We start from the raw sequence: 26,678 nt of genomic DNA, 5'->3' as shown, positions 1-26,678 counted from the left end.
GCGCGGTGAGCCGGGGGGCGGCTCACCGCGCGGTTCGGTGCGGTTCGGGTGATCAGTGCCGGCCGGACACCGCCCGGTGGTACTGCTGCCAGACCTCCTTGTCGGTCACGGCCCGGTTGAGGAACATCAGGCCGTCGAGCCGGCAGTCACAGGCGTTCTTCTCGGCGGTGTTCTGGGGGAAGCTCCCGCCGATCTTGATGCCGCGCGAGTCGGCCGACGAGGTGACGTGCGTGCCCGGCGTCCCGACCTCCCAGGGGTCGCCGGCCGTCGTGTAGAAGCCGTCCAGCGGCTTGCCGTTCTTGTACAACTTCATCGTGCCGTGGTCGTAGTCGTACGACGCCGCCAGGAACACCCACTCGCCGATCGGCAGGATGCTCTGCCAGTCCTCGCTCGCGGCGAACGTCTGCGACTTGCCGCCGTCGATGCGGCGGCCGAGGGCGACGACCCGCATCGTCCCCGACACGTCGATCACCTCGAGCAGCGCTCGTACGTCGTGGCCCTGCGAGTCGCCGCTGAGCAGGCCCGCCAGCCCGACCGCGTTGTAGTAGTCCGACGGGCTCGCCGTCTCGGAGTTGGGCGCCGGGTTCGGGCCGGTCATCTTGAACCAGCCCATGATCGAGGCTTCCTTGGCGCCGCTGAAGGCGTGCAGGGACGGCACGCCGGTCGCCGAGTAGACCCCGGCCTTCCAGTCGTCGTTGCCCTTGGTCGCCGGGTTGACCTGTTTCGTCTGGATCGAGTAGCCGCCGCCCGGGAACGCGCTGTCCCGTACGCGCATGGCGGCCCCGCCGTTGATCAGGTTGATGGTCGTGCCGGAGAACCCGCGGTCGCGTTCCTGCGCGGGGTGGCCCGGCACGGGATGCTCGAAGTCGTAGTACGAGACCAGGTTGGATCGCAGGCTCGGCAGCACCTTCGACAGGGCCTGGTCGTGGCCCCGCGCCGCGCCGGTGTCCGCCTGGGCCGCGGTCGCGGCGAGCGGCCCGCAGACCAGGGCCGCGACGGCGACCGCCGCCAGGCGCCGGGACCGTACGGCCGCGCTGAGATGTCTCATCGTTCCCTCCACGTGCGTCTGGGGGTCCCGGCGGCCACCGTCAGGGGGGTGACGGTGACCGCCGGGAGTGCGGCGGGGTCCGGGCCGCCGCCCGGCCGCCGGACCGGCGGGCGGCGGCCCGGACCCACGATCAGTCGCCGACCGCCGTGCCGGTGACCTTGAAGTTGCGGACCCGGCCGGTGTTGTCGAACGACCCGAACCCGACCCGGCCGGACGCGAGGGTCTTGTCGACCGCCGTCATCCGCGGGTCCTTGGAGTGGTCGAGGTACACCGCGATCTCACCGGTGTCCACGTGCCGGATCACGGTCACGTGATGCCACTTCATGTCGGTGATCGACGGTTCGGCGCCGCGCGAGCGCAGGGGGTCCCACTGGTCCTCGATCCGCAGCCGGTCGGCGTTGTTGACCAGGAAGATCCCGTTGTGCGGGTAGATCGAATTGTCCTGCGACAGATGCGCGTAGTAGAACTGCGTGTCCGACTGATAGCCGAACACGATGATCACATCGCGGTTGGTGACGTCCGTCGGGGTGTCGATCCGCACGTCGGCGTCGATCCGCTCGGTGCCGAACTTCGGCCCCTTGCTGAGCACCGCGTACTCGAACGGGCGACGCGGGCCGGGCCGCTGCGTGCCGGCCTCGGCCAGGATCACCTGGTTCCCTTCGAACTTCCACTTCGACGGGGTGACCGGCGCCCAGTTCTTCGCGCCCGCCGTGCCGCCCACGTGGGTGTGGCCGACCGAACCCGCGGCGAAGTGCCGGGTGCCGACGACCTTCCAGATCTTGCCGTTCGCCTTGGAGAGCAGGTAGAGCTCGCCCTTGCTGTCGCGGCCGAAGCGCAGGTCGACGCGCTTGTCGCCGGCGAACTGCTGCATCGTCAGCCGGTTGCCGTTCGTGTCGAACGTCTGGAGCTGGTGGATCGCCGCCCGCGGGGCGCCGCGGCGCATCTGGCTCTGCTCGGTGTAGTAGACGGCGCCGTCGACCAGGTCACCGAAGACGTACTTGCCGTACAGCTCGGGCAGCTTGTGGCCGCGGTAGACGTACCCGCCTGAGATCGCCTTGCCGATGTCGCTGCTGCAGTTCCAGCCGGCCGGCGGGTCGTGGTCGTAGGCGGCCACCGGGTAGTCGTAGCCGTACTTCGCGTCGTCCTCGGGCAGCGTGTACAGGTCGCAGCGGTCGTTCTTCACGAAGGTGTACGGGCCCTCGCGGTTCGGCCAGCCCGCGTTGTCGCCGGCGCGGATGTCCCAGACACCCTCGATGGCGTGCTCACCGATGTGGCCGAGGAACAGCTGGTGGCTGCCGCCGGTGTCCCAGCTGAAGCGGTGCGGGTCGCGGAAGCCGAGGGCGAAGATCTCGCCGAGGGCCCCCGCCTTGCCGACGAACGGGTTGTCGGCCGGGATGCCGTACTTGCCGTTCGCGCTGTTGTTCCCGTGCGGGTCGATCCGCAGCAGCTTCCCCTGCGGGACGCCGAGGTTCTGCGGGTCGTTGTTGCCGGCGGCCTGGCCCATTCCGCCGTCACCGGCGGCGATGTAGAGCTTGGCGTAGTCCTTGTCGCCCCGCTTGGCGTTCGGGTTGAAACCCATTTCCTGAATGCCGTGGATCTGCCCGCCGAAGCCGAGCCGGAGGATCTCCCGGTGCGTGCCGTGGAAGGTGTCCGCCTTCGGATCGTCGGCGGTCCACTCGTCGACGACACCGTGGTAGATGGTGCCCGCCTGCGGCGTCAGGTCGGGGACCTTGGTGGTGCTGGAGGCCAGCTCGGTGTGGATCGTGTAGAACTTCCCGTTCGTCCGGAAGTCCGGGTCGAAGGCGACGATGCCGAAGCCCTGGCCGAGGCCGCGCCCGGAGAAGAAGTACGGCTCGAACTGCGCCTTGACGTCGAGGTAGACGTGCGGCTGTCCGTTCCGGACGACGTACAGGTTGCCGTTCAGGTCCGGTACGTACATGCGGCCGGAGCCGTCCGGCACCTCACCGATGTAGTTGATCCTGTCCCAGCGCATGAGGCGGGCGTCGACGGGCGCGGGAACGGGGTCGGACTTGGGGAACTGCGCGTACTCCTGGAGGACGAGCCCCAGGTCGGAGGTGATCGGTCGTTCGGGAATCGGGTCGGTGACGGGAGTTTCGTCGGCGAGCGCGGCCTGCTGGGGCACCGAGAACAGAGCCGCGAGTAGAGCGACGGTCGTCAGAAGGCACCATCTGAACTTCGTCATTCTGCCACCCATGGGGTCGATAGGCGGAAAGCGCTTTCTGCAAACGCTTTCCCGAACGTAGGTGAGGGCGGTCACAGGGTCAAGAGAGGGATTCGGTGGCCTCCTTCGGGGGTGAGGTCGGCGGAGGATGCGCTCGCGCGCTCCAGACAGGTCGGATCAGGTCACGTGCTCGGCGAAGCGGGCGAGGCACAGCGACAGCGCCTCCGCCCCCGGCATCGCCCAGAGGTCGTCGTTGAAGATCTCGACTTCGATCGGTCCCGTGTAGCCGGCCTCGTCCACGGCCGTACGGAACCGGCGCAGCTCGACGCAGCCGTCACCGAGCATCCCGCGCCCGGTCAGGACCCCCTCCGGAAGGGGGGTCGTCCAGTCGGCCACCTGGAACAGCGCGATCCGGTCCTCGGCCCCGGCCCGCGCGATGGCGGCGTACGCGCCCGGGTCCCACCACAGGTGGTAGGTGTCGACCATGACGCCGACCTGCGCGGCGGGGTGCGGAGCGGCCAGGTCGAGCGCCTGGTCGAGCGTCGAGACCACGCAGCGGTCGGAGCAGTACATCGGGTGCAGCGGCTCCAGGGCGAGCCGCACCCCGCACTCCCCCGCGTACGGAGCCAGCTCGGCGAGCGCGTCGGCCACCCGCCGCCGCGCGCCGTCGAGGTCACGCGAACCCTCGGGCAGCCCGCCGCTGACCAGCGCGAGCGACGGCGCGCCCAGCTCGGCGGCCTCCTCGATGGCCCGCCGGTTCTCCGCGATCGCGTCGGGGAGCTGGAAGAACCCGCCTCGGCACAGCGACGTGACGGTCAGCCCGGCGTCGCGGACCAGCTTCGCCGTACGGGCCAGGCCGTACTCGGCGACCGGTTCGCGCCACAACCCGACGCCGGTGACCCCGGCGGCGACGCACCCCGCGACCAGCTCCGGCAACGGCCAGTACCGCGTCGTCCACTGGTTCAGGCTGAAGCGTCTCATGAGCCCTCCTTCGTCAGGGGAGTGACCCAGGGCGCTGTGCTCCCGATTCGCTCGCTCCGCTCACTCATGAGGTCACCCCCTGGACGGTCAGCCACGCGCGCATGCGGGCCGCCGCGAGGTCCGGGTCGGGCAGCAGGCCGGCCTGGTCGGCCAGCGTGAACAGCCGGACCAGGTGCGGGACGGAGCGGGCGCTCTCCAGGCCTCCGACCATGCGGAAGTGCGCCTGGTGCCCGGCCAGCCAGGCGAGGAACACGACGCCCGTCTTGTAGTAGTACGTCGGGGCGGCGAAGATGTGCCGGGCCAGCGGCACGGTCGGGGCGAAGACCCGCTCGTACGCCTCCGGGTCCCCGGCGTCGAGCGCGCCGAGGGCGGCCGCCGCGGCGGGCGCGATCGGGTCGAAGATGCCGAGCAGCGCGTCGCTGTGCCCGTGGTCGTCGCCGCGGATCAGCTCCGGGTAGTTGAAGTCGTCGCCGGTATAGAGCCGCACGCCCGCGGGCAGGCGGCGGCGCAGCGCGACCTCCCGGCCGGCGTCCAGCAGCGACACCTTGATCCCGTCGACCTCGGCAGCGTGCTCGGCGATGATCGCCAGCACACTCTCGGCGGCGGCGTCCAGGTCTGCCGAGCCCCAGTAGCCCTCCAGGGCCGGGTCGAACATCGGGCCGAGCCAGTGCAGCACGGCGGGCCGCGCGACCTGGCCGAGCAGCCGGCCGTACACCTCGGCGTAGTCGTCGGGCCCCGTGGCCGAGGCGGCGAGCTGGCGGCCGGCCATGATGACGGGCGTCCCGCCGGCCGCCTCGATCACGCCGAGCTGCTCCTCGTACGCCGCGACGATCCGGTCCAGCGGGGCCGGGCCGGGCGGGAGCTGGTCGGTGCCCGCGCCGCAGACGATGCGTCCGCCGCAGGCCCGCGCCTCCGCGCCGCTGCGCGCGATGAGTTCGCGCGTCGTCGGCCAGTCGAGGCCCATGCCGCGCTGTGCGGTGTCCATCGCCTCCGCGACGCCCAGCCCGTACGACCACAGGTGCCGGCGGAACGCCAGGGTCGACTCCCAGTCGACGGCCTCCGGGTCGGCGAGCGGGTCGACCACGACGTGCGCGGCGGCGTACGCGACACGCGACGTGGCGGGCGCCGCCGGCGGCGGATAGGCGCGCGGCTCGCCCAGCGTGTAGGGGACGAGCGAGCCGCCCTCGGGCAGGTCGATCTTCACTTGGCGAGCTCCGTGACCTCGATGCGGCGGCCCTCCTTCCAGGAGCGCAGGCCCAGCTCGGCGAGCTGGACGCCCCGCGCGCCCGCGTAGAAGTCCCACGGGAACGCGCCGTCGTCGGCGACGTGCCGCAGGAACAGCTCCCACTGCGCCTTGAACCCGTTGTCGAACTCGGCGTTGTCCGGCACCTCCTGCCACTGGGCGCGGAAGTCCTCCGTGGCGGGCAGGTCCGGGTTCCAGACCGGCTTGGGCGTCATCGACCGGTGCTGCACCCGGCAGCGGCGCAGGCCGGCGACCGCGCTGCCCTCGGTGCCGTCCACCTGGAACTCCACCAGCTCGTCGCGGAACACCCGCGTCGTCCAGGAGGAGTTGATCTGCGCGATGGCGCCGCCCTCGAGCTCGAAGATCCCGTACGCCGCGTCGTCCGCCGTCGCGGCGTACGGCTTGCCGTTCTCGTCGACCCGTTCGGGAATGTGGATCGCGCCGAGCGCCTGCACCGAGCGGACCGGCGCGATGACGTTGTCGAGGACGTACCGCCAGTGGCAGAACATGTCGGCGATGATCCCGCCGCCGTCCTCCACCCGGTAGTTCCAGCTCGGGCGCTGCGCCTCCTGCCAGTCGCCCTCGAACACCCAGTAGCCGAACTCCCCGCGCACCGACAGGATCCGCCCGAAGAAGCCGCCGTCGACCAGCCGCTTGAGCTTGAGCAGGCCCGGCAGGAAGAGCTTGTCCTGTACGACGCCGTGCCGGATGCCCGCCTCGTCGGCGAGCCGGGCCAGCTCGAGCGCCTCCTCGACGTCCTCGGCGAGCGGCTTCTCGGTGTAGACGTGCTTGCCCGCCTCGATCGCCGCCCGGACCCCCGGAGCACGGGCACTCGTGATCTGGGTGTCGAAGTAGACCTCGACGCCGGGCCGGGCGAGGGCCTCGCCGAGGTCGGTGGACCACTCCGTCAGCCCGTGCCGCTCGGCGATGGCGCGCAGCTTGACCTCGCTGCGGCCGACCAGGATCGGTTCCGGCCACAGCACGGTACCGTCGGCGGTGGTCAGCCCGCCCTGGTCGCGGATCGCCAGAATCGAGCGGACGAGGTGCTGGCGGTACCCCATCCGGCCGGTCACGCCGTTCAGGACGATCCCGATGGACCTGCGTGCCATCCCTGTGTGTTCCTCTCTACCGGTTCGAGCCGACGCCTCTACGGGTCTCGTTCGGTCGACGGCTCTGCGGGTTCGGTCGACGGCTGTACGGGTCAGTCCGCGGCCGAGGCCGCGCCGAGCAGGTCGCGGATCCGGCCGGTGGCGCGGGCGAACTCCGGGCGGGCCATGGTCGCGGAGTAGTCCCGCTCGTCCGGCAGGTCGACGTCGATGATCTCGGCGATCGTGCCGGGCCGGTCGGTCATCACGACGATGCGGTTGGCGAGGTAGGCCGCCTCCGCAATCGAGTGCGTGACCAGCAGGACGGTCGTACGCGTCTCCCGCCAGATGCGGTTCAGCTCGATGTTCAGCTGCTCACGGGTGAGCGCGTCGAGCGCGCCGAACGGCTCGTCCATCAGCAGGACCGGCGGCTCGTGCAGCAGCGCCCGGCAGAGCGCCACCCGCTGCTGCATACCGCCGGACAGCTCGTGCGGGTACGCGTCCTCGAACCCGGTCAGCCCGGTCATCGCGATGAGCTCCGCGGTGCGTTCGCGGGCCCGGGCGGCGGGCATCCGGCGCATCTCCGCCTGGAGCAGGATGTTGCGCCGGGCGCTGCGCCACTCCAGCAGCGCGGCGCGCTGGAAGACGTACCCGATGTCGTGGCGCGGGCCGGCGACCGACTCGCCGCGGAGCCGTACGCCGCCGGAGGACGGCTTGAGCAGCCCCGCGACCAGCTTGAGCAGCGTCGACTTCCCGCAGCCCGACGGGCCGACGATGGCCACGAACTCGCCCGCGGCCACGTCGAGCGACACGTCCCGCAGCGCCGTGACGTCCTTCTTCTTCGTACGGAACCGTACGGCCACGTCCTCCAGCCGGACGTTTCCGCCCCGGCTCGCTTCCTGCTCAGTCACTTGCCCTCGTTCCCGTGTGCTCCCGGGCATCGTCGTCACCTCTCCGGTCGGTCAGCCCTGCGGCGCGGCGGAGGAGGCCCAGTACGCCGACGGCGCCTCGGCCTTGCTGATCAGGCCGCTCTGCGTGAAGACGCTGATGGTCTGCTGCCAGTCGGCGTCGGTGTTGATGCCCGGGGCCTTGCCCTGGGTGGCGGCGGTGTGCAGGAGGCTCATCGTCGTCTTGAACTGGTCGGCCAGCACCGTCGGGGACGGGAGCTGCTGGGACGCGCCCTGCATGGCGGCGACGGCGTTCGCCGGGTCCTTCTCGGCCGCCGCCCACGCCTCACTGGTGGCCGCGGACATGCGCTTGACCAGATCCGCGCTGCTCTTGAGCTTGCGGTCGCCGACGAGCAGGCCGTTGGAGTAGTAGTTCAGCCCGAAGTCGGCGAACTTGAGGTAGGACACCTGTTTGCCGGCCTTGGCGGCCATCGTCGGGCCCTGGTCGTTCGCGTAGCCGATGAGGCCGTCCGTCTTGCCGGAGATGACCGCGGCCATCTTGCCCGCCGGGTCGGTGTTCTGCAGCTGGACGTCCGACTCGCTGAGGCCGTTCTTCTTGAGGAACGCCGGGAACGTCCGGGACGGCGCGTCACCCGCGGTGGCCGCGATGCGCTTGCCCTTCAGGTCGGCCGGCGTCTTGATCGCCTTTTCGGAGAAGAACTGCACGGCCGCGGGCGTGGTCTGCATGTAGACGCCGATGCTCTTGACGGGCAGTCCCTGGCTCACGCCCGCCAGCAGCGCCGGCGTGTCCGCCCAGCCGAAGTCGGTCTGGCCCGCGCCGGTCGCCTGCACCGTCTTCTGCGAGCCCTGGCCCGCCTTGATCTCCAGGTCGATGCCGTGCTTCTCGAAGATGCCCTGCTTCTTGCCGTAGTAGAACGGCGCGTGCTCGCCGTAGGGGTACCAGTTGAGGGTCAGCGTGACCTTGTCCAGCTTCTTGCCCGAGGCGCTGCTGGTCTTGTCACCCCCTCCCCCGCACGCGGCGGTGATCGCCACGATCGGGACCAGAGTGAGGACGAGGCTGCGCAGTTTCATGTCGTCTCCGTCGGTAGGTCAGGTACGCGTCAGGTCGGCGGGACGGGCGGCGTCGGGGAGCCGGGGGGGCGTCCGTCAGTAGGTGGTGGTCACGGCGGCGCCGCGACGGCTGGCGTGCCAGGGCAGCAGAAGCTTTTCGGCGAACTCCACGAGCACGAACAGGACGACGCCGATCAGGGACATCACCAGCAGACCGGCGAAGAGCATGGGGGTGTCGAGGTTGCCGTTGGCCTGCTGGATGACGTACCCGAGGCCTTCGTTGGCCCCGACGAACTCGCCGACGACGGCACCCGTGACGGCGAGCGTCACGGCGACCTTCAGGCCGGAGAACAGGTGCGGCAGCGAGGCGGGGAAACGGATCTTGGAGAACGTCTGCAGCGGTCCGGCGCCCATCGTCGCCGACAGCTGGACCATCTCCGGGTCCACCGCCTTTAGGCCGGTGACCATCGAGATGGCGACGGGGAAGAAGGCGATGAGCACGGCCACGACGACCTTGGGCGCGAGGCCGAAACCGAGCCAGACGACGAGCAGCGGCGCGATCGCGACCTTCGGGATGACCTGCGCGAACAGCAGCACTGGATAGAGCGTCCGCTCGACCGCCGAGGAGTACACCATGATCACGGCGGCGAGGACGCCCACGATGGTCGCGATGACGAAGCCCAGCAGCGTCTCGTACGTCGTGACCCAGGTGTGGTGCCAGATGTAGCCGGCCTTGTCGCTCATGACCTGCAGCGTCTTGGTCGGCGACGGCACCAGGTAGGCCTCGATCAGCTTCGCCGCGGTGATCGCCCACCAGGCGACCAGGCAGGCGAGGAGCAGCGCGACCGGCCGCCAGGACCGCACGACCGCGTCGCGGACCCGCTCGCCGGCCCCGGGTCTGTCACGCTCGGCGACTCCGGCCACCGGAACACTGGGTGTGGTGCTCTGACTCACCATGAGCTCCTCCGTGCTCGGACCCTGCGCTCGGGCTCTCAGAAAGCGCATTCTGAAAGCGCTTTCTGCTACCGTAGGGACGGCGTACGGTGCGGTCAAGAGGTGATTTCAGCCGTCCGGGTCGCACGCTCACGGCATGCTGGAGCCAGGAGGGCGAAAAATGGGGGAACACCGACCGGACCGGCCGTCCAGACGCACCCGGACGAAGACCACCACGCCGGGCGACGGCGCGCCCGAGGACGACGCGAGCCCGACGGGCACGCACGTCACACTGCAGGACGTCGCCCGCCGCGCCGAGGTCTCCCTCGCGACCGCCTCCCGCGTGCTCAACGGCACCACCCAGGTCCGCGCCGACCTGAAGGAGCGCGTGCTCGCCGCCGCGTCCGAGCTCGCCTACGCGCCGAACGCGCACGCCCAGGCGCTCGCCCGCGCCTCCAGCCAGGCCATCGGCCTGATCTGCCACGACGTCAGCGACCCGTACTTCGCGGCGATCGCCCGCGGCGTGACCCGCGCCGCCGCCGAGCACGGGCTGCTCGTCATGCTGGCCAGCACGTTCCGCGACCCCGCCCGGGAGGTCGACTACGTCGCGATGCTCCGCGCCCAGCGGGCCCGGGCGATCCTGCTGATCGGATCCGGGTTCGAGGACCGCGCGTGGGAGCGCTCGATGGGGGCCGAGCTCGACCCGTACATGCGGGCCGGCGGCCGCGTCGCCGTCCTCAGCCGCCACCGCAGCCTGCGCGTCGACACCGTGCAGCCGGAGAACCGCGAGGGCGCCGCCGCCCTCGCCCGTACGCTGCTCGGCCTCGGCCATCGCGACTTCGCGGTGCTCACCGGGCCGCGCACGCTCACGACCGTCGCCGACCGGCTCGGCGGCTTCCGCGACGCCCTGGCCGAGGCCGGCGTGTCACTCCCCGACGACCGCGTCGTCGAGGAGTCCTTCACGCGCGACGGCGGATACGCCGCCGCGACCGAGCTGATCCGCCGCGGCCTGACGGCGACCTGCGTGTTCGCCCTCACCGACGTGATGGCGATCGGCGCGCTGTCCGCCTTCCGCTACCACGGCGTGGACGTGCCGGGCCAGGTCTCACTGGCCGGCTTCGACGACATCCCGATCGTCCGCGACCTCGTCCCGCCCCTGACCACGGTCGCCCTCCCCCTGGAGGAGATGGGCGAGCGCGTCATGAACCTCGCCATCCGCGAGCCCGCCCGCCGCAGCCGCGTCGAGCGCTTCCCCGGCGAAGTCGTCCTCCGCGCCACCACCGCCACCCCCGCCCGTCGCCGGCCAGGGTGAACATGGGCAGGCGGAGTGGCCGCCGGACGAGCCGGCGGCCACTCTCACTGGCAACGAACGCGCAGGCTCACCGGTAGTAGACGAGTGCGCCGGTCGAATAGTAGAAGTAACCGACGTCCATTCCACCGGGCATCGCGGCCCCCGCGAAGACGGCCTGGTAGTAACCGCGAGCGTGACCGGTCAGCTTGTAACTGAACCGGCCGTCGGATCCCGTGGTGACGTAGCCGAGATATTTATGCGTGCTCGACTTCGTCTTCTGGTAATACACCTTGATCTTCATGCGCGGGACCGGTCCGACGGTGTGATCGTCGTTGAGGTAACCGGTCAGGTAGCGTTTCCCCGCACGGGAGGTCACTTTACTTCCGGTGACGTAGGTCGGCGCGTAGATCCTCGGCGAGGCGGATACGCCGTCGGGGTTGGTGCCGGCGAGGAAAGGTCCGTTCGCCGGCGTCTGCACCTCCCAGGTTCCGCCGGCCGCGAGCACACCCTTGCCGCCGGGCAGGAAACCCGAGAGATTCGCGAAATCCGCCGAGCCCTGAAAATCCTGCCCCGAACCGTACGACCCGGTGGCGGTGCGGGTGGCCATTTGGATCCAGGTCTTGGAACCCTTCGGCAGATACCGCAGGATCACCGGCCCGTGGTAGGGCGCAGTCCCCACGTCGTCGGGTTCGTAAGACGCGCCGGCGAAAAAGCCTACGTGCCCCGGATTCATCGGGTCCTGCTTTCCGCCGAATCCCCTGATCTGCACAGGGTAAGAGGAGTACGGCGTCACCAGCGGCTCGGAACGCGTCATTCTGGCGAACGTTCCGTCGGTGTACACGAGCGCCGTCGGCGCGTAACCGTGAGCCGCCTGCGCGGTGAACGAGAACCGCCCGTCGGCACCGGTCTTCACGAACCCGCCGACGCCGGTTCCCGAGGGACTCACCGTCGCGTACGGCGCCGGAACCCAGGTGCCGTCCGGCGTCTGGACGGTGACCTGTCCGGTCACGTCGATGGTCGCGTTCGGTTCGGCGGAGGCGGGGCCGCTGAGAGTCACCTTCGTCGGCAGGGTCGCGGCCGGCGCGACCTTGGAACCCGAACGCGTCAGAGCATGGGTGTCGTCGCCGGCGAAATAAGCCTGTACGACACCGGGCGCGGGCAACGTGACCGGCAGCGAGAAGTCACCGTTCTCGTCGGTCGTGGCCGTGCCCAGGGTCACGTCCTGATTCAGTCCCTCCGAGAGCTGAATGGTGGCGCCGGAGATCGGCTCTGGCGTCTGTCCGGCCGGAACCCGGGTCGTCAGGGTGCCACGGACCGTCTGCTGGAATTGTCCGTAGTCAATGGTCGCCGGCAGGCCGGACAAGGTGAGGATGGATGGTGTCTTCCCTGCGGCTTTGACGGCGGTAGCGGGAAGAATGGCGAGTGTCACCGCAGCGACGGCGAGACCAGCCTTGGAGAATAGCGGAGTAATGCGCACTGGACTCCTTCGATGAGCCCGATGATCATACGCCCGTTGCGCGTTCCGAGTAGACGCGGTCCATTCCGGGGAACGTCCGGATCCGGCCACCCACGTGGACGAACGCACTTACCGGCAGCCTTCGCCCCCCATGCCCGCCGTCGACCGAACACGCCCACATCCGCGCCGAGCCTCGTACGCGCCCACCGAGCCACCCCCGCCGACGCCCGGAGACGCCATGCGGGTTACGAGATCCGGATGGATTAATGCGCAACCCGCACAGAGCCGATCAGGAGCACGAGAGGAACACTCTAATACCTCCCTTGTGACCGATCGCGCGGGTGTTCGTATTCCTGCGCGATGTTCCTTCGCCAGTACTCGACCGGCGACGACTCCAACGCGTTGTACGCCAAGGTGTATCCGAAGGGGACGGGCTGGTCACCGGGGGCAACCTCTACGACGGCGGCGTGAGCGGGGTCTGCGCCGTCGCCTCCGGTGCTACGGGCCCAGCGCTGACGCCGGCAGCCGGGCGATGGCTACGCCCGGCGGATCGCTCGGTGAAGGCGGGGATCGGGAGGCGACTTGGTGGGATTCCTCCCGGTCCTCGGTGACGGTCACCGAGCCTTCGGATCACCTCTTCGGGCGCTAGAACGGCACCGCGCTGTCGGCCGAACACGCCCGCATCCGCGCCGAGCTCCGTGCACAGGGTCCGGACCTCTACGGCGACGGCCGGGTCACGCGCCGTGTCTACGCGATCGACGCGGCGGTTCCCCAGGGAGTCCCGGGCGCTCCGCTCCTCGCTACGGACGGCGAGGTCTACGGCATGGTGTTCGCCGCGAACAACGCGGATTCCATGGCCGGGTATGCGCTGACAGCGGAGGAGCTGGAATCCTCCGCGCGTACGGGCCGGACCCGTACGCGCCCGGTCTCGACCGGTACGTGCGTCCACTGACGGCTCGAGCGGCCGTGTGACGCGGTCGGCGCGGGTCAGGAGAGGCGGAAGGCGAGCAGGGTCTGTTCGTAGCGGGCGAAAAGGTACTTCCCCAGCGTCTCGACCCGCCAGAGCGCCGAGGTGTTCGCCGTGGTCGCCGGGTGGTGCCAGACCTGCCTGCCCGAACGACGGTCCCATGCGTAGAGGCCGGCGGTGCCTCCCGACGCGTCGACCACGGAGGTGATGAGCAGACCGTCGGTCACCGACTCCAGGTACGAGGAGGCGGGCAGTCTTCCGGTGACCGCCGCGGTCCGGCCGGTCCGCAGGTCGACGCGGTGGACGACGCCCGCGTCGAGGTGGTACGCGCCGCCCTGGAAGATGTCCGGACTCGCGTCCTCGGCGGTCGTCCGGCACGCCCACGCCTGCCTGCCGGTCGCGGCGTCGAAGAGCCGGAGGTAATGGCTCCCGGACAACAGCAGCGAACCGCCGGTCCGTTGAATGGTCGGATAGTGGTACTGCTCGCCCTTCGTCGTGATCGCCGACGCGGAGACCCGCCACGGGACCGCCCCGTCCCGGGCCCGTACCGCGAAGAGGTTCTCGCCCTCGTCGATGGCGAAGAACAGGTCGGCGTCGCTGATCCCCCAAGGATCGAAGTAGGTCTGTCCCACATTGTCGGGAAGGGTCCACCGCAGCCCGCCGGAGGCGGGGTCGAGGCAGCGGATCCTCCTGGAGGACAGGCCGCGGCTGCAGATCAGGGAGTCGCCCACCTGGCGCTCGACCGACAGGTCCGTCCCCTGCGGGTCGGCGAACGACCACCGTGGGGTGCCCTGCCGAGGGTCGAAGGCGTACAGCCCCGCCGGATCGTACGACTGGAGGTAGTAGCCGGGCCGTCCCTGCCAGAAGAACTCCTCCCGGGACTTCTTCGCCGATCTCAGCTCGGCGGGCGTGTCGCGTGCCCACCGTTCCGCGCCGGAACGGACGTCGAGGCCGTGGATCCGCTGGTCGATGAGGAGGAGACAGGTGCCGGTCGATGGGTCGATCGCGGGAGGGGCGCCGTAGCCTCCGGGAAGGCCCGCCCATCTCTTCCGGCCGGTGTCCGCGTCGAGGGCGATGACGGCGTCGTCGTCCCCGAAGTACACGCCACCGTCCAGGACCGTCTCGGTGAGGGAGTACATGTCCGCCGCCGGGAGGGTCGTCTGCCACAGCGGCCGTGGCAGCCCCGGCCCGGAGTCCCCCCGAAGGGCCCACAGCGCGCCGCCGGTGATCGCGGCCGCCGCGCCCAGACCGGCGCCCGCCGCGAGGACCCGGCGCCTGGTGATGGCTCGGCGCGGCGCGCGGAGCTCGTCGACGACGGTGGTCTCGCGTCGCCGCAGGTCCTGGGCCACGGGGTCGGGGAGCCAGTACGGCGGGCGCGCGGCCGGGCTCAGGGCCCCGAGGAGCCATTCGACGGGCGGCCGCCGGGCCGGGTCCTTGTCGAGACAGGCGGCGAGCGGTCCGGCCAGTCCGGGCGGAACGCCGTCGAGGGCCGGCGGCTCGTGCGTGGTCCGGAACATCAGTACGGGCGCGGGGCCGGCGCCGAAGGGCGGCCGTGCCGTGGTCGCGAAGACCAGGACGGCGCCCAGGGAGAAGACGTCACCGGCGGGAGTGGGCGGCCGGCCGTCGATCTGCTCGGGCGGCATGTAGCCCGCCGAGCCGATGACCTGCCCGGCCTCGGTCAGCGACGCGTCGCCGAGGGCCCGGCTGATGCCGAAGTCGATGACCCGCGGCCCGTCCGCGGCCAGGAGGACGTTGGACGGCTTGAGATCGCGGTGGATCAGGCCCGCCCCGTGGATCGCCCGCAGCGCCTCGGCCAGTCCGGCGCCGAGGACGCGCACGGTGCTCTCGGGCATCGGCCCGTGCTGCTCGATCGCGTCCTGGAGGGAGGGGCCGGGAACGTACTCGGTGGCCAGCCATGGGGTCGGGCCGTCGGGGTCGGCGTCGACGATCGAGGCCGTGAACACCCCGCCGACCGCGCGTGCGGCCGCGACCTCGGCGCGGAACCGCGCGCGGAACGCCGGGTCGTCGGCCAGGGCGGCGCGTACGATCTTGACGGCCACGGGCCGGCCGCCCCGCGAGGCGGCGAGGTACACCTGGCCCATCCCGCCGCCGCCCAGCCGGCGGATCACTCGGTACGGTCCGACCGTGACCGGGTCATCGGCCCGGAGCGTCGTCACCGCGCACCTCCTTCGTAGGCGTGCAGGGCCGTGCCGTCGGTCGCGTAGACCCGGTCGCCGACGGCCGCGACGTGCCACTGCGTTCCCGGAGCGGCCTGGTACGCCCAGCGGGGCGTGCCGTCGGCGGTGCCGACCACGATGAACCCGCTGGGGTCGGTGTCCTTGAAGTCCTCGATGTGCACACCGGCGTCGAAGGGCGCGGCGGTGACCTCGGCGGAGGCGGACAGCTCCAGGGACGTACCGGCCGTGGCGAGCGCGGACGGGCTCGGCGTGCGCCACCGGACGGTCCCGGTCCCGGCGTCGACGCCGGCGACCGTGCTCCCGGCGGTGACCACGACCGTGGCTCCGACGACGGCGACGGCCTCGCCGACGTCGCCGCCGGGCAGCGCCGTCCACTTACGGGTGCCGGTGGCCGAGTCGATCGCCGTGAGGCCGGGGCCGGCGACGTACAGGGTGTCTCCGGACACGGTCAGCGCGACGAGATCCGTCTTCCCCTGGTCGATCCGCCACCGTCGCGTGCCGGTGGCCAGGTCCCACGCGGCCAGGGTGCCGGACACGGCGACGTAGCAGCGCGTCGCGTCCGCGGCCGTCTTGGCTCCCTCGGGGGAGGTCGCCACCTCCTTGCGCCACCGGAGGCGTCCGGTACCGCCGTCGACGACGGACACCCCGTCGTACTCGTTGCGTTCGTAGCGCGGCTCCGCCCTCATGACGAGGAGTCCGCCCGCTCCGGGGAAGACCTTGCCGTAGACGTCGGCGGCGGCGTCGGGCGATTCGCGGAGGAGGACGCGCCGTCCGGTCGCGGCGTCCAGCCCGGCCAGTACGCTCCGGTCTGAGCCGAGGTCGGGCGTGGCGACGGCGTACGCGGTCGAGTCCGTCACGTTCGTCCACCGGCCGCGGACCCCCTTCATGAGGGTCGTGGCCTTCCACGTCCAGCGGAGCCGTCCGTCGGCGGGATCGACTCCGTGCAGCACCGCCTGGTCGCCCCACACGAGGAGGCCACCGGCCACCCACAGCCCTAACGTCTTCCGGTCGAACGCACCGCCCGGCCGGGGCAGGGTCCAGCTCGGCGCCGGAGCCCCGGCGAGCGTACGGCGCGGGGCCGGTCGACGACGGGACTCGTGACCGCCGGTCGGCCACGCGACGGCCGCCGTCACACCGCCGGCGACGACGAGCCCGCCCGCCGCGCCGGCGGCCAGCTTGAGGAAGCGGCGCCGGTCGGGAGGCGGCGGTCCCGTGAGCGTCCGCGCCGTCGTGGCGGTCGCGTCCGAAGGAGCCGACGGTGGCACGGTCGCGGAGAGGGCCGCCGCATCCGCCGCGCGTCGATCCTGGTCCGCGCGCAGCGCCGGCAGGGCCAGGGCCGCCGGATCGGCCGGCGCGAGCGCGGTGAGCACCGCTTCGGGCGTCGGTCGCGCCGCGGGATCCTTGACGAGGCACTCGGCCAGGACGCCCCGCAGGCCGCCGGGCACACCGATCAGGTCCGGCTCGCCGTACACGACCCGGTAGAGCACCTCCTGGGCACCGCCCGCCCCGAACGGCCCGGCCCCGGTCGCGGCGAAGACGAGGACTCCGGCCAGCGAGAACACGTCACTCGCCGGCCCGGTGGGGCCGTCGGAGGTGACCTGCTCGGGGGACATGTACGCCGGCGTGCCGACCAGACCGCCCGTCCTGGTCAGCTGCGTGCCGTCCAGCGCCTTGCTGATCCCGAAGTCGATGACGCGGGGCCCGTCCGCGGCGAGCAGGACGTTCGCCGGTTTCAGGTCGCGGTGGACCAGCCCGGCGCCGTGGACGGCGAGGAGCGCCTCCGCCAGCCCGGCCCCCAGGGCCCGTGCGGCCGGCTCGGGCAGCGGTCCGTGGTCGCGGACGGCGTCCCCGAGCGACGGACCCGGGATGTACGCGGTGGCCAGCCAGGGCAGCGGCCCGTCGGCGTCCGCGTCGACGACCGGGGCGGTGAAGAAGCCGTTGACCGCGCGGGCCGCCTCGACCTCGCGCCGGAACCGCCGTCGGAAGCCCGGGTCGTCGGCGAACTCCTCCCGTACGACCTTGACGGCGACCAGCCGGCCGCCCTCGGACCGGCACAGGTGGACGCGACCCATGCCGCCCGCGCCCAGCTCCGCCAGCACGGCGTACGGGCCGATCCGGCGAGGGTCATCGGCCGCCGGCACCCGCACCACCCATACCTTCCGAAAACAACACGAGGCGCGATAATGCCACTCTGCCGCCGACCATTCCAGGCGGACCGCCCGGCGATCCGCTCACCGGCTCGACGGCGAAATCGGGGTTTCGTACGCTAAGGAGACGACGTGAGCTACCCACCGGCACGTTACGAGGGCGAGAACGGCGAGATCAGCGCCACCTACCGGCCGGCCGACCACGAGCCGGAGCTGACCTACTCGTCCGGCAACACGGTGCACTATCTGGCGACCGGCGAGTCGACGGGCGGGCTGTTCGGCCTGTACCGCTGGGTGATGGGCCCGAAGCCCAGCGGCCCGGACAAGCACTTCCACCGGTCGATCTCCGAGTCGTTCTACATCCTCAGTGGAACGGTCCGCATCTACAACGGCGAGCGCTGGATCGACACGGTCCCCGGCGACTTCGTCCACGTCCCGGCCGGCGGCATCCACGCCTTCCGCAACGAGTCGGGAGAGCCCGCCTCGATGCTGCTGCACTTCTCCCCCGGCGCCCCGCGCGAGGGCTACTTCGAGGGCCTCGCGGAGGGGCTGGGCAAGCTGAGCGACGAGGAGCGCCTCGAGTTCTTCCTGCGCCACGACAACCACTGGCTCTGACGTACGGACGCGCCCGTGAGGTGTACGCGCCGGGCGGCGCGTACACCTCACGGCTCGCGGGTCAGACGGCCTGGAGCGGTGCGGTGGGGAAGGGCACGCCGGTGAGGTGCCGGCTGAGCTCCTGCAGGCGGGTGCGGGCGGCGGCGTCGTAGGCCTGGTGGTGGGCGCGGGCGGGGCGGGCCCGGTTGAAGTAGGCGCCGGTGACCTCGGCCACGGTGGGGTCGGTCACGAGGCGGGCGGTGTTGGTGACGCCTTCCTCCAGGGTGCTCTGCACGGTGAACAGGTGGGTGACGATCTTGGTGGGCATGTAGGAGGCGGGGTGCAGGGCGTTGACGGTGACGCCGTGGTCGCGCAGTAGTTCGGCGTGGTCGAAGGTGAGCATGATCTGGGCGAGTTTGGCCTGGCAGTAGGCCTGCACGCCGTCCCAGTGGCGCTCCAGCAGCACGTCGTCGAAGTCCAGGGGCGACTGCCCGGCGGAGCTGACGTTGACGATCCTGGCGGGCGCCGGGTGCGTGGTGGTCGAACGCGTGGCGGCGGTGCGGGCCAGGAGCGGGGTGAGCAGGCAGCTGAGCATATAGGTGGCCAGGTAGTCGACCTGGAAGGTCAGCTCCAGACCGTCGGCGCTGCGCTGGGGGGCCGTCTCGACGCCGATCCCGGCGTTGTTGACCAGTACGTCCAACCGGTCGCGGCCGGCCAGCCGGTCGGCCAGGGCGCGGATCTGGTCGATGGAGGCGAAGTCGGCCTGTTCGAAGGTGAGCCGGTCATTGCCGGTCCGGTCGTGTAGTTCGGTCAGCAGCGCCTTGCCCTTGGCCGGGTTGCGGCCGTGCAGGATCAGGGTGGCGCCCTGGGCGGCCAGGCGGTGGGCCAGGGCGCGGCCGAGGCCGTCGGTGGCGCCGGTGATCAGGATGGTCTGGTCGTGCGGCTCGTGGGTGGTCACGGGGTTCGGCCTCGCAGTTCGGTCGTGAGAAGAGGGGTGGGGCGGGGTCAGATGGCCGGGTCGCCGCCGGCGGTGGAAGGTCAGTGGTGGGCCGGGGCCGGGGCGGAGGTGGCGGCCGGGGCCGTCGGGCGGGTGGGGCGGGGGCGCAGCGAGGCCGCGTGCGCACCGGCGGCCAGAGCCAGCGGAGTCAGCGCCAGGGCCGGGAGCCAGCGGCCGCCCAGGGCGGGCAGCAGGCCGCTGCCGAGCAGGCTGCCCAGGCTCATGCCCAGGTACAGCGCCGAGGCGTTCAGGGCCAGCAGGATGCCGCGCTGCTCCGGCAGCAACTCCACCAGGCGGGCCTGCTGCGGGGCCATGAACAGGGTGTTGAAGAAGGCCCAGAAGGCGAACACCGCGACACCGGCCACGGGCAGGGCGGGCACGCCGGCCAGCGCCAGGAAGGTGATGGTCAGCCCGGCCAGCGCCAGTGCGATGGTGCGCCCGCCGCCCAGACGGGTGTAGACGCGGGCCCCGGCGGCGTTGCCGACCATGCCCAGGGCGCCGAAGACCAGCAGGGTCAACGACACCAGGCCGGGACCGGCGCCGAACCGGGTGGCCAGGTAGGCCCCGGCGACCCCGTAGACGGTGAACTGGGCGGTCAGCACGAGCAGCGTGGTGGCGATCATCGATGCGGCTCCGGGGGTGCGCAGCACCCCGGCGAACGCCCGCGCGGTGGGGGCCGGGCCGGCCGCCACCGACGGCAGCAGCACCGCCAGCAGCCCGCCCGCCACCAGAGTCAGCGCCACCACCGCGGCCATCGTGGCCCGCCAGCCGATCGCGGTGCCCGCGGCCGAGGCCAGCGGCACACCCAGCACGGTGGCGGCGGTCATCCCGCCGAACACCACCGCGAGCGCGCGGGGGCGCTGCTCGGCCGGCACGATCATCGAGCCGGTGGCCGAGGCGGCCGGTCCGAAGATCGCCGCACCCAGGCCGGCGGCCACCCGGGCGGCGGCCAGCGCCGCGAAGGTGGGGGCCGCCGCGCCGGCGATGCCGCCGATCGTCATCAGCGCCAGGCCCAGCAGTAGCACCCGGCGGCGGTCCAGGCGGCCCAGGGCGATCGTCGCGATCGGGGCGGCCAGGGCGAACACCAGGGAGAAGACGGTGACCAGGGTGCCGACGGTGGCGGCCGACACCCGCAGGTCGGCGGCGATCGGGCCGCTGAGACCGACCACCGCCAGCGAGGCGGTGCCCAGCGCGAAGTAACCCAGGGCCAGCGACAGGAGCGCGGGGGTGGAGGAACGAGGGTGCACGGCCCCTCCTTTTTCAATACGGAACGTTGCGTATGAGATTTAAATACGGACCGGTGCGTATGTCAAATAGACTGCGGGCCATGACCGGACGACCCCGCGACCCCGCCGTCGACGACGCCATCCGCCAGGCCGCCCTGGACCTGATCACCGAGCAGGGCTACCGGGGGATGAGCATGGAGGGCATCGCGGCCCGCAGCGGCGTGTCCAAGCAGGCGGTCTACCGCCGCTACCCGGGCAAGGGCGAGGTGATCCTGGACGTGCTGGCCGTCTACGCCCGCACCCGGCTGCCCACGCCCGACACCGGCGACCTGCGCGAGGACCTGCTGACCCTGCTGGAGGAGACCTTCGCCGCCCAGCGCGGCGTGCCCGGCGCACTCAACCAGGCCCTGGCCGCCGAGGCGCTGCAGGCCCCCGCATTCGCCCAGCGCGTGAGCAGCGAACTGATCGCGGCGCGCCGCGACGCCGTCCGCCAGATCCTCGGCCGGGCGCGGGACCGGGGGCAGGTCACCCACCCCGACGACGAGGTGCTCATCGACCTGGTCTTCGGCCCGATGTGGTACGCGCTGCTGTTCGACGCCGGCAAGCTCACCGACGCCTACGCCGCCGCGCTCACCGACGCCGTCATCACAGCGGCCACCCACGTGCCCTGACCGCGACGCGTCTCGCCCACGGCCCCTGGCAAGGTCATGCCGGAAGGCGACGTACCGAAGTTCCAAGGCCGGGCGAGCCGGATCCGTCCTGCGGGGGAGGGCGGAATATGGCTCGTACCGGCGATCCCCCGGCGGACGGAAATCCCGAGGATTACCTCATCGGCTAAAGCACCTCGGGAGTCATCGTGCACACCACCAAGATTTCTTTTGTCGCGGCACCGGCGCTGATGGGCGCGTACGGAGTGGCCCGGCTCATCGACCACCAGAGCCGCTTCGGCTGGACGCTCGGCCACGTGCTCATGCTCGCCGGCCTGATGCTGTTCGGCTGGGTCCTGCTCGGGCTGCGCAGGCTCACTCCGGGCCGGACGGGCACGGCGTTCGCCGGGATAGGCCTGATCGGGCTCGCCGCCACGATCGCGCAGATCGGCATCGACATCGTCGTGGGCCTGTTGGCCCGCGACGAAGCGGACAAGCAGCACATGTTCCACCAGATCCAGGATGTCCCCGGCGTGTTGCCGGTCGTCTACACCGTCGTGCCGATCCTGTTCTACGTAGGCATGCTCGGGCTGACCGTTCTGGCGGCCGTCGTACGGCCGCGCGCGGTCGCCTGGTGGACACCCACCCTGATCGCGCTCGGCACGGTCGCCGCGGCGGCGAACCTGGACTACATCCCCGTCGCCGGCCTCCTGTACGTCCTCGCCCTCGCCCCGCTGGCCTTCCGCCCCACCCGCCGTACCGCCCACACTCTCGCGTGACCAGCCGGAACCTTTCCCTCTGGGATGATGGCCAAGTGACCGTCCCCGAGCCGAAGCCCTGGTGGGACCGCGTTCCCGTCGGAGCCCGGCCGTACGTCGCCGACGCGGGAGTCGCCTTCCTGGTGCTCGCGGTCCTGTACATGCCCCTACTGATCCCCCGGCCGGAACAGCCCGGTCCGTTCTCGCCCTGGGCGTGGGTGCTCATGACGGGCGCGTCGCTGCCGCTGATCTTCCGGCGGCGGTTCCCCATCCTGTGCCTGCTCGCCATCTACGTCTCGCTCATCGGGTACAACACCCTGGATCGGGCGGCGTCGGAGCCGGTCGCCTGGGGCATGCTGGTGGCGCTCTACTCGATCGCCTGGGTCGGACGGCGATCGCAGCGGACCCTCGCGATCGTGCTGGTCGCAGTGACCAGCCTCATATCCGTGAAGAGCCCCACCACCGCCCTGATCGGGTTGCTGACCGGCACCGGCGCACTGGTCCTCGGCACGATCGCGCAGCGCCGGGAACAGCACCTCCGGGACCTCGCCTACCGCGCCGGGCGGCTCGAACGCGATCGCGAGGCCGAGGCCGCCCGGGCGGTCGCGACCGAACGAGCCCGCATCGCGCGGGACATGCACGACGTGCTGGCCCACGCGGTCAGCCTGATGATCGTGCAGGCCGAGGCCGGGCCGGTGGCCGTCCGCAGGATGCCGGACCGTGCGGAGAAGGCGTTCGACGCGATCGCCTCCGCCGGCCGGGACGCGATGACGCAACTCCGCCGTACGCTCGGCATCCTCAAGGAGGAGCAGGACACCGGCGTACGGGCCCCGCAGCCGACCGTCGCGGCCATCCCCTCTCTGGTGGCTCAGGTCGAGGAGACGGGGCTGGCGGCGTCCTACTCGGTGTCCGGCGAGCCGGGCCGGTTGACGGCGGACGCCGAGGTGGCGGCCTTCCGGATCGTCCAGGAGGCGCTCACCAATACGCTCAAGCACGCGGCCGCCACCAAAGTGGCGGTCACCCTGGGCTGGGGAGACTCCCTCATGATCACCGTTCGGGACGACGGGACCGGCGCCGGAACGCTCGGCGGCTCCGGCAACGGGCTGATCGGAATCCGGGAACGCGCCACGGCCTGCGGCGGCACGGCGTCCGCATCCGGCGGCGCCGGCGGCTTCACCGTCACGGCGACCCTGCCGGTGGTGGCCTCGTGAGCATCGGCGTCGTCATCGCCGACGACCAGGAGCTGGTGCGCAGCGGCTTCGCGATGATCCTGGAGTCACAACCCGACATCACCGTGCTGGCCGAGGCGTCCGACGGCGCGGAGGCCGTCGCCGCGGTGACCGAACACCGGCCGGACGTGGTGCTGCTCGACATCCGCATGCCGGGCATGGACGGCATCGAGGCGGCCCGGGAGATCTGCGCCCGCACCTCCAGCCGGGCGCTGATGCTGACGACGTTCGACCAGGACGACTACGTGTACGACGCGCTGTACGCGGGGGCGAGCGGCTTCCTGCTCAAGGACGTACGCCGCGACGATCTCGTCCACGCCGTACGGGTGGTGGCTACGGGCGAGTCGCTGCTCGCGCCCACGGTGACGCGTCGGCTGATCTCCGACCTGACCGCGCGCCGACCGCGGGCGGCCGTCTCCCCGACCGGCCTGGACGCGCTCACGGGCCGGGAGCGGGAGACGCTGGTGCTGCTCGGCCGGGGCCTGTCCAACGCCGAGATCGCCACCGCCCTGGTGCTCAGCGAGCACACGGTGAAGACCCACGTCAGCAACGTGCTGAGCAAACTCGGCCTGCGCGACCGCGTGCAGGCGGTCATCGCCGCCTACGAGTCCGGCCTGATCTCCCCCGGCACCCCCTGACCGCGCCGGCGCGGGGCAGTGCGCTTCTCGGCCGCTCGGTCAAGGAGCGATTCGCCTCGGGCGGGCGATGGCTGGCAGGCTGTGCCGACATGGACGATGAGCGCGACGCGGCCCTGGCACAGGCCGTACGGCTCCGGGAGGAAGGTCAGGCCGCCCGGGCCCGCGAGCGGCTGCTGGACCTCACGGAGCGGTACCCGGAGGACGCCGAGATCGCCTATCAGACGGCGTGGGCGCACGACGTGCTCGGGCTGGAGGCCGAGGCGGTCCCCTTCTACGAGCGGGCGTTGACCGGCTCGGGACTCTCGGCGGACGACCGGCACGGTGCCTTCCTCGGCCTTGGCAGCACGTATCGCGTCCTCGGCCGGTACGACCTGGCGCGGGCGACTCTTCGCCGCGGGCTGGAGGAGTTCCCCGGCGACGCGGCGCTGACCGCCTTCCTCGCCATGACCTCGTACAACCTCGGTGAGTCCCGCGACGCGGTGGCGGGACTGCTCAAGGCCCTGGCCGCCACCAGCGATGATCCACGCGTGCAGGGCTACCGCCGGGCGATCGAGTACTACGCCGACCACCTCGACGAGATCACGCCCGGCTCCCTCTGACGCGTACGGCCACGGACGGCGCCGTGCCGGAGTTCGGCGCTGACCACCGCCGTCGCACGGAATGACACCACCACGTCGGCAATCCCGCGGGGCTCGGGTCGCGCGGTTAGTCGTCCTCCCCGGTTGCGCCGAGGAACTCGGTCACGATCCGGCGGGCGTACGCGGCGTCGAGCCCCGCCGGGCGGAAGAGGATGCGATACATCACGGGGGCGACGATGCGGTCCATGGCCGTCTCGACATCGGGGGCGTCCTCCCCCCGATCGCGCGCACGGGCGAGGACGACGTCGATCTGTTCGGCCGCGTAGGCCGAGCACTGGCCGGCGTTGGTGCCGTCCAGGTCGCCGAGCAGAGCGTCACGGATGTAGGCGCGGCCCGAAGAGGAGGCCATCTCGTCGAGGAACTGTTCGGCCCAGGCCGTCATGTCGGTCCGCAGGTCACCGTGGTCCTCCGGCTCCGTCTCGGGCCGCAGCCGCTCCACCGCGACGTCGGAGAGCAGTTCCTGCAGGTCGCCCCAGCGGCGGTAGATCGTCGAAGGGGTGACTCCGGCGCGTTGGGCGACCAGTGGCACTGTCAGCGCGTCGCGGCCCACCTCCGACAGGAGCTCGCGCACGGCGGTGTGCACCGACGCCTGGACCCGGGCGCTGCGCCCGCCTGGGCGCACTATCTGCCGACGACTCATGGCACCATCTTAAAGCGAAATCCTTGCTTTTAAGGTGAGCGCCTGTTCGACGTCTGTGTCAGAGCCCTCCCCGACCTCCTCGTCGCGGGCATCCGGTCCTGATCCCCCCGAAGCCGAACGGTGCGTGGGCCGTGCCTGCGATCTCGGCCCGGCCCGCGCACCGCTCTCAGGCGACCGGCGCGAGCGCCCGGGCGGGCTGCGCCTGCTCGTAGGCGTGACCGATCCGCAGGAGTACGCGCTCCCCGAGGGGCCGGCCGAGCAACTGCATGCCGATCGGCAGGCCCGCTGTGTCGTGACCGACCGGGACGGACAGCGCGGGCACCCCGGTGATGTTGGCGGGGGAGGAGAGGCGGACGAAGGCGTCGGAGACGCTCTCGACCGCGCCGTCGGACCAGGTGATCGTCTCCTCGCCGGCTCTGACCGCGGTCGTCGGGACCGTCGGGGCGGCGATCACGTCGACCTCCTCCAGGATGCGGGCCCACTCCCTCCGCATCAGTGTCCGCGAGCGCTGGGCGCGCAGGTAGTCACCGGCGCCCATCAGCTCGCCGGCCTCCAGGAGGATGCGGACGTCCGCCTGGTACCGCTCGGGGACCGTCCGCAGGGTGCTCTCGTGGTAGGCGGTGGCCTCCGGCACCATCAGTCCCCACTGGGTGGCCTGGATGTAGCGGGTCATCGGGATGTCGATCTCGATGAGCCGTGCGCCCAGCGCCTCCAACTGCGCGATCGCGCGCCGGACGGCGGCCTCCACCTCCGCGTCGGCTTGGTCGAAGTAGTAGGTACGCGGCAGGCCGACGCACAGCCCCGTCAGGTCTGAGCCCGCACCGGGGCGGTGGTCGACGGCGGGGGTGGCCAGCGAAGCGGGGTCGCGCGGATCGTGCCCGGCGAGGGCGGTCAGGACCACGGCCGCGTCCTCGACGGTGCGGGTGATCGGGCCGACGTGGTCCAGCGACCAGGACAGGGACGTGACACCGTGGCGAGGGACGAGACCGTAGGTCGGTTTGAGGCCGACGACCCCGTTCAGCGCGGCGGGTACCCGGATCGACCCGCCGGTGTCGGTGCCCAGGGCGAAGGTCGCCGCGCCTGAAGCGACGGCGACGGCGGACCCGCCGCTGGAGCCGCCGGCGACCCTGCCGCGGTCCCAGGCGTTGTTGGTCTGCGGGGTGGTCAGGCCGTAGGCGAACTCGTGGGTGTGCGTCTTGCCGACCAGGATCGCGCCGGCGGCCCTCAGGCGCGCGGCGACCGTGCTGTCGGATGCCGCGCGGTGGCCGGCGCGGACCCGGGAACTGGCCGTGGTGGGCGATCCGGCCACGTCGATCAGGTCCTTGAGCCCGGCCGGGATGCCGTGCAGCGGCCCCCGGTACCGGCCCTGTGCCGCTTCGCGCTCGGCCTCGCGCGCCGCCAGGCGGGCCTGCTCCGCGACGACCGTGACGTAGGCGTCAAGGCGCGGCTCCACCTGTTCGATGCGGTCGAGGACCGAGTCGACCAGTTCCACGGGGGACAGCCGCCGGGTCCGGATCGCCTCCGCGGCAGCGGCGAGGGACAGCTCATACGGCTGCATCGCGCTTCTCCTCTCCCGCGCGGTAGGCACCGGCGAGTGGGGTGTCCCCGAAGTCCAGCTCCCGCAGGACCGCGACGACGGAGTGGATGTGATTGGCGGTGGCCGCGACCGCGGCGTGACGGTCGGTCGGCAGCGGAAGTCCGGCACGGGCGGCCCAGCGGGCTGCCTCTGGCGGCGTGAGTTCGGTGGAGGACACGGACTCTCTCCTGATCAGGGCTGGAGTGACAAAGCACGCCACGCCAAAAGCTAACGGTTTGCTTTAGC

The 26,678-nt window shown here is 71.7% G+C and carries 23 protein-coding genes; 7 read left to right on the top strand and 16 right to left on the bottom strand.

What is annotated here, in order from left to right; translation table 11 throughout:
- Positions 1-52: 52 nt before the first annotated feature.
- The 8 genes from ABD978_RS08185 to ABD978_RS08150 form a co-directional block, all read right to left on the bottom strand.
- Positions 53-1,048, bottom strand: coding sequence for a hypothetical protein (locus tag ABD978_RS08185; RefSeq protein WP_345350933.1), 996 nt, complete (start codon positions 1,046-1,048; stop codon positions 53-55).
- A gap of 130 nt (positions 1,049-1,178) precedes the next feature.
- Positions 1,179-3,251, bottom strand: a complete 2,073-nt coding sequence (locus tag ABD978_RS08180; protein WP_345350930.1) for a PQQ-dependent sugar dehydrogenase — start codon at positions 3,249-3,251, stop codon at positions 1,179-1,181.
- A 156-nt stretch (positions 3,252-3,407) separates the two neighbouring features.
- Positions 3,408-4,211, bottom strand: coding sequence for a sugar phosphate isomerase/epimerase family protein (locus ABD978_RS08175; RefSeq protein WP_345350927.1), 804 nt, complete (start codon positions 4,209-4,211; stop codon positions 3,408-3,410).
- 64 nt (positions 4,212-4,275) lie between these two features.
- On the bottom strand, positions 4,276-5,415 hold the full coding sequence (locus tag ABD978_RS08170) for a dihydrodipicolinate synthase family protein (protein ID WP_345350924.1): 1,140 nt from the start codon (positions 5,413-5,415) through the stop codon (positions 4,276-4,278).
- The gene (locus tag ABD978_RS08165) at positions 5,412-6,563 is read right to left on the bottom strand and encodes a Gfo/Idh/MocA family protein (RefSeq protein WP_345350921.1); all 1,152 of its coding nucleotides are present in this window, start codon (positions 6,561-6,563) and stop codon (positions 5,412-5,414) included. Before ABD978_RS08165 ends, ABD978_RS08170 begins: the two co-directional genes overlap by 4 nt.
- 92 nt (positions 6,564-6,655) lie before the next feature.
- On the bottom strand, positions 6,656-7,450 hold the full coding sequence (locus ABD978_RS08160) for an ABC transporter ATP-binding protein (RefSeq protein ID WP_345350918.1): 795 nt from the start codon (positions 7,448-7,450) through the stop codon (positions 6,656-6,658).
- A 51-nt stretch (positions 7,451-7,501) separates the two neighbouring features.
- Positions 7,502-8,518: an ABC transporter substrate-binding protein gene (locus tag ABD978_RS08155; RefSeq protein ID WP_345350915.1), complete on the bottom strand. Its 1,017-nt coding sequence runs from the start codon at positions 8,516-8,518 to the stop codon at positions 7,502-7,504.
- Positions 8,519-8,593: 75 nt separating this feature from the next.
- Positions 8,594-9,454, bottom strand: coding sequence for an ABC transporter permease (locus tag ABD978_RS08150; protein WP_345350912.1), 861 nt, complete (start codon positions 9,452-9,454; stop codon positions 8,594-8,596).
- Positions 9,455-9,611: 157 nt separating this feature from the next.
- Between ABD978_RS08150 and ABD978_RS08145 the strand changes: the two genes are divergently transcribed.
- Positions 9,612-10,742: a LacI family DNA-binding transcriptional regulator gene (locus ABD978_RS08145; RefSeq protein WP_345350909.1), complete on the top strand. Its 1,131-nt coding sequence runs from the start codon at positions 9,612-9,614 to the stop codon at positions 10,740-10,742.
- Positions 10,743-10,809: 67 nt separating this feature from the next.
- Here the strand turns inward: ABD978_RS08145 and ABD978_RS08140 are convergent, their stop codons facing one another.
- The 3 genes from ABD978_RS08140 to ABD978_RS08130 all read right to left on the bottom strand — a co-directional run bounded on the left by ABD978_RS08140 (position 10,810) and on the right by ABD978_RS08130 (position 17,489).
- Complete coding sequence (locus tag ABD978_RS08140) at positions 10,810-12,198, bottom strand: hypothetical protein (protein WP_345350906.1); 1,389 nt, start codon at positions 12,196-12,198, stop codon at positions 10,810-10,812.
- Between the two features lie 966 nt (positions 12,199-13,164).
- Positions 13,165-15,321: a protein kinase domain-containing protein gene (locus tag ABD978_RS08135; protein WP_345350903.1), complete on the bottom strand. Its 2,157-nt coding sequence runs from the start codon at positions 15,319-15,321 to the stop codon at positions 13,165-13,167.
- Entirely contained in the window at positions 15,318-17,489 is a 2,172-nt protein-coding gene (locus ABD978_RS08130) for a protein kinase domain-containing protein (RefSeq protein ID WP_345350900.1), read from the bottom strand. Before ABD978_RS08130 ends, ABD978_RS08135 begins: the two co-directional genes overlap by 4 nt.
- Positions 17,490-17,621: 132 nt before the next feature.
- Here ABD978_RS08130 and ABD978_RS08125 point away from each other — a divergent pair, with 132 nt between their 5' ends.
- Complete coding sequence (locus ABD978_RS08125; protein ID WP_345350897.1) at positions 17,622-18,104, top strand: cupin domain-containing protein; 483 nt, start codon at positions 17,622-17,624, stop codon at positions 18,102-18,104.
- A 61-nt stretch (positions 18,105-18,165) separates the two neighbouring features.
- Here ABD978_RS08125 and ABD978_RS08120 read toward each other — a convergent pair whose 3' ends face one another.
- Positions 18,166-19,041, bottom strand: a complete 876-nt coding sequence (locus tag ABD978_RS08120) for an SDR family NAD(P)-dependent oxidoreductase (RefSeq protein ID WP_345350894.1) — start codon at positions 19,039-19,041, stop codon at positions 18,166-18,168.
- Between the two features lie 80 nt (positions 19,042-19,121).
- On the bottom strand, positions 19,122-20,327 hold the full coding sequence (locus ABD978_RS08115) for an MFS transporter (RefSeq protein ID WP_345350891.1): 1,206 nt from the start codon (positions 20,325-20,327) through the stop codon (positions 19,122-19,124).
- Between the two features lie 80 nt (positions 20,328-20,407).
- On the opposite strand from ABD978_RS08115, the gene ABD978_RS08110 reads away from it, so the two are divergent.
- The 5 genes from ABD978_RS08110 to ABD978_RS08090 all read left to right on the top strand — a co-directional run bounded on the left by ABD978_RS08110 (position 20,408) and on the right by ABD978_RS08090 (position 24,177).
- On the top strand, positions 20,408-20,977 hold the full coding sequence (locus ABD978_RS08110; protein ID WP_345350888.1) for a TetR/AcrR family transcriptional regulator: 570 nt from the start codon (positions 20,408-20,410) through the stop codon (positions 20,975-20,977).
- 185 nt (positions 20,978-21,162) lie between these two features.
- Complete coding sequence (locus tag ABD978_RS08105; RefSeq protein ID WP_345350885.1) at positions 21,163-21,732, top strand: hypothetical protein; 570 nt, start codon at positions 21,163-21,165, stop codon at positions 21,730-21,732.
- 35 nt (positions 21,733-21,767) lie between these two features.
- Entirely contained in the window at positions 21,768-22,922 is a 1,155-nt protein-coding gene (locus ABD978_RS08100) for a sensor histidine kinase (protein ID WP_345350882.1), read from the top strand.
- Positions 22,919-23,578, top strand: a complete 660-nt coding sequence (locus ABD978_RS08095; RefSeq protein ID WP_345350879.1) for a response regulator — start codon at positions 22,919-22,921, stop codon at positions 23,576-23,578. Before ABD978_RS08100 ends, ABD978_RS08095 begins: the two co-directional genes overlap by 4 nt.
- Positions 23,579-23,667: 89 nt before the next feature.
- Positions 23,668-24,177 carry a tetratricopeptide repeat protein gene (locus ABD978_RS08090; RefSeq protein WP_345350876.1) on the top strand — a complete coding sequence of 170 codons (510 nt, stop codon included), beginning with the start codon at positions 23,668-23,670 and terminating at the stop codon, positions 24,175-24,177.
- Between the two features lie 106 nt (positions 24,178-24,283).
- Here ABD978_RS08090 and ABD978_RS08085 read toward each other — a convergent pair whose 3' ends face one another.
- The 3 genes from ABD978_RS08085 to ABD978_RS08075 form a co-directional block, all read right to left on the bottom strand.
- A complete protein-coding gene (locus ABD978_RS08085; protein ID WP_345350873.1) occupies positions 24,284-24,856 on the bottom strand; it encodes a TetR/AcrR family transcriptional regulator in 573 nt (190 codons plus the stop codon).
- Between the two features lie 166 nt (positions 24,857-25,022).
- The gene (locus ABD978_RS08080; RefSeq protein WP_345350870.1) at positions 25,023-26,414 is read right to left on the bottom strand and encodes an amidase; all 1,392 of its coding nucleotides are present in this window, start codon (positions 26,412-26,414) and stop codon (positions 25,023-25,025) included.
- On the bottom strand, positions 26,401-26,610 hold the full coding sequence (locus ABD978_RS08075; RefSeq protein ID WP_345350867.1) for a hypothetical protein: 210 nt from the start codon (positions 26,608-26,610) through the stop codon (positions 26,401-26,403). Before ABD978_RS08075 ends, ABD978_RS08080 begins: the two co-directional genes overlap by 14 nt.
- Positions 26,611-26,678: the final 68 nt, after the last annotated feature.

This window comes from Actinoallomurus liliacearum (genome assembly GCF_039542035.1).
Lineage (GTDB): Bacteria > Actinomycetota > Actinomycetes > Streptosporangiales > Streptosporangiaceae > Actinoallomurus > Actinoallomurus liliacearum.
The sequence above is the reverse complement of the archived record's forward strand: the minus strand, read 5'-3'. Positions and strand labels throughout refer to the sequence as shown.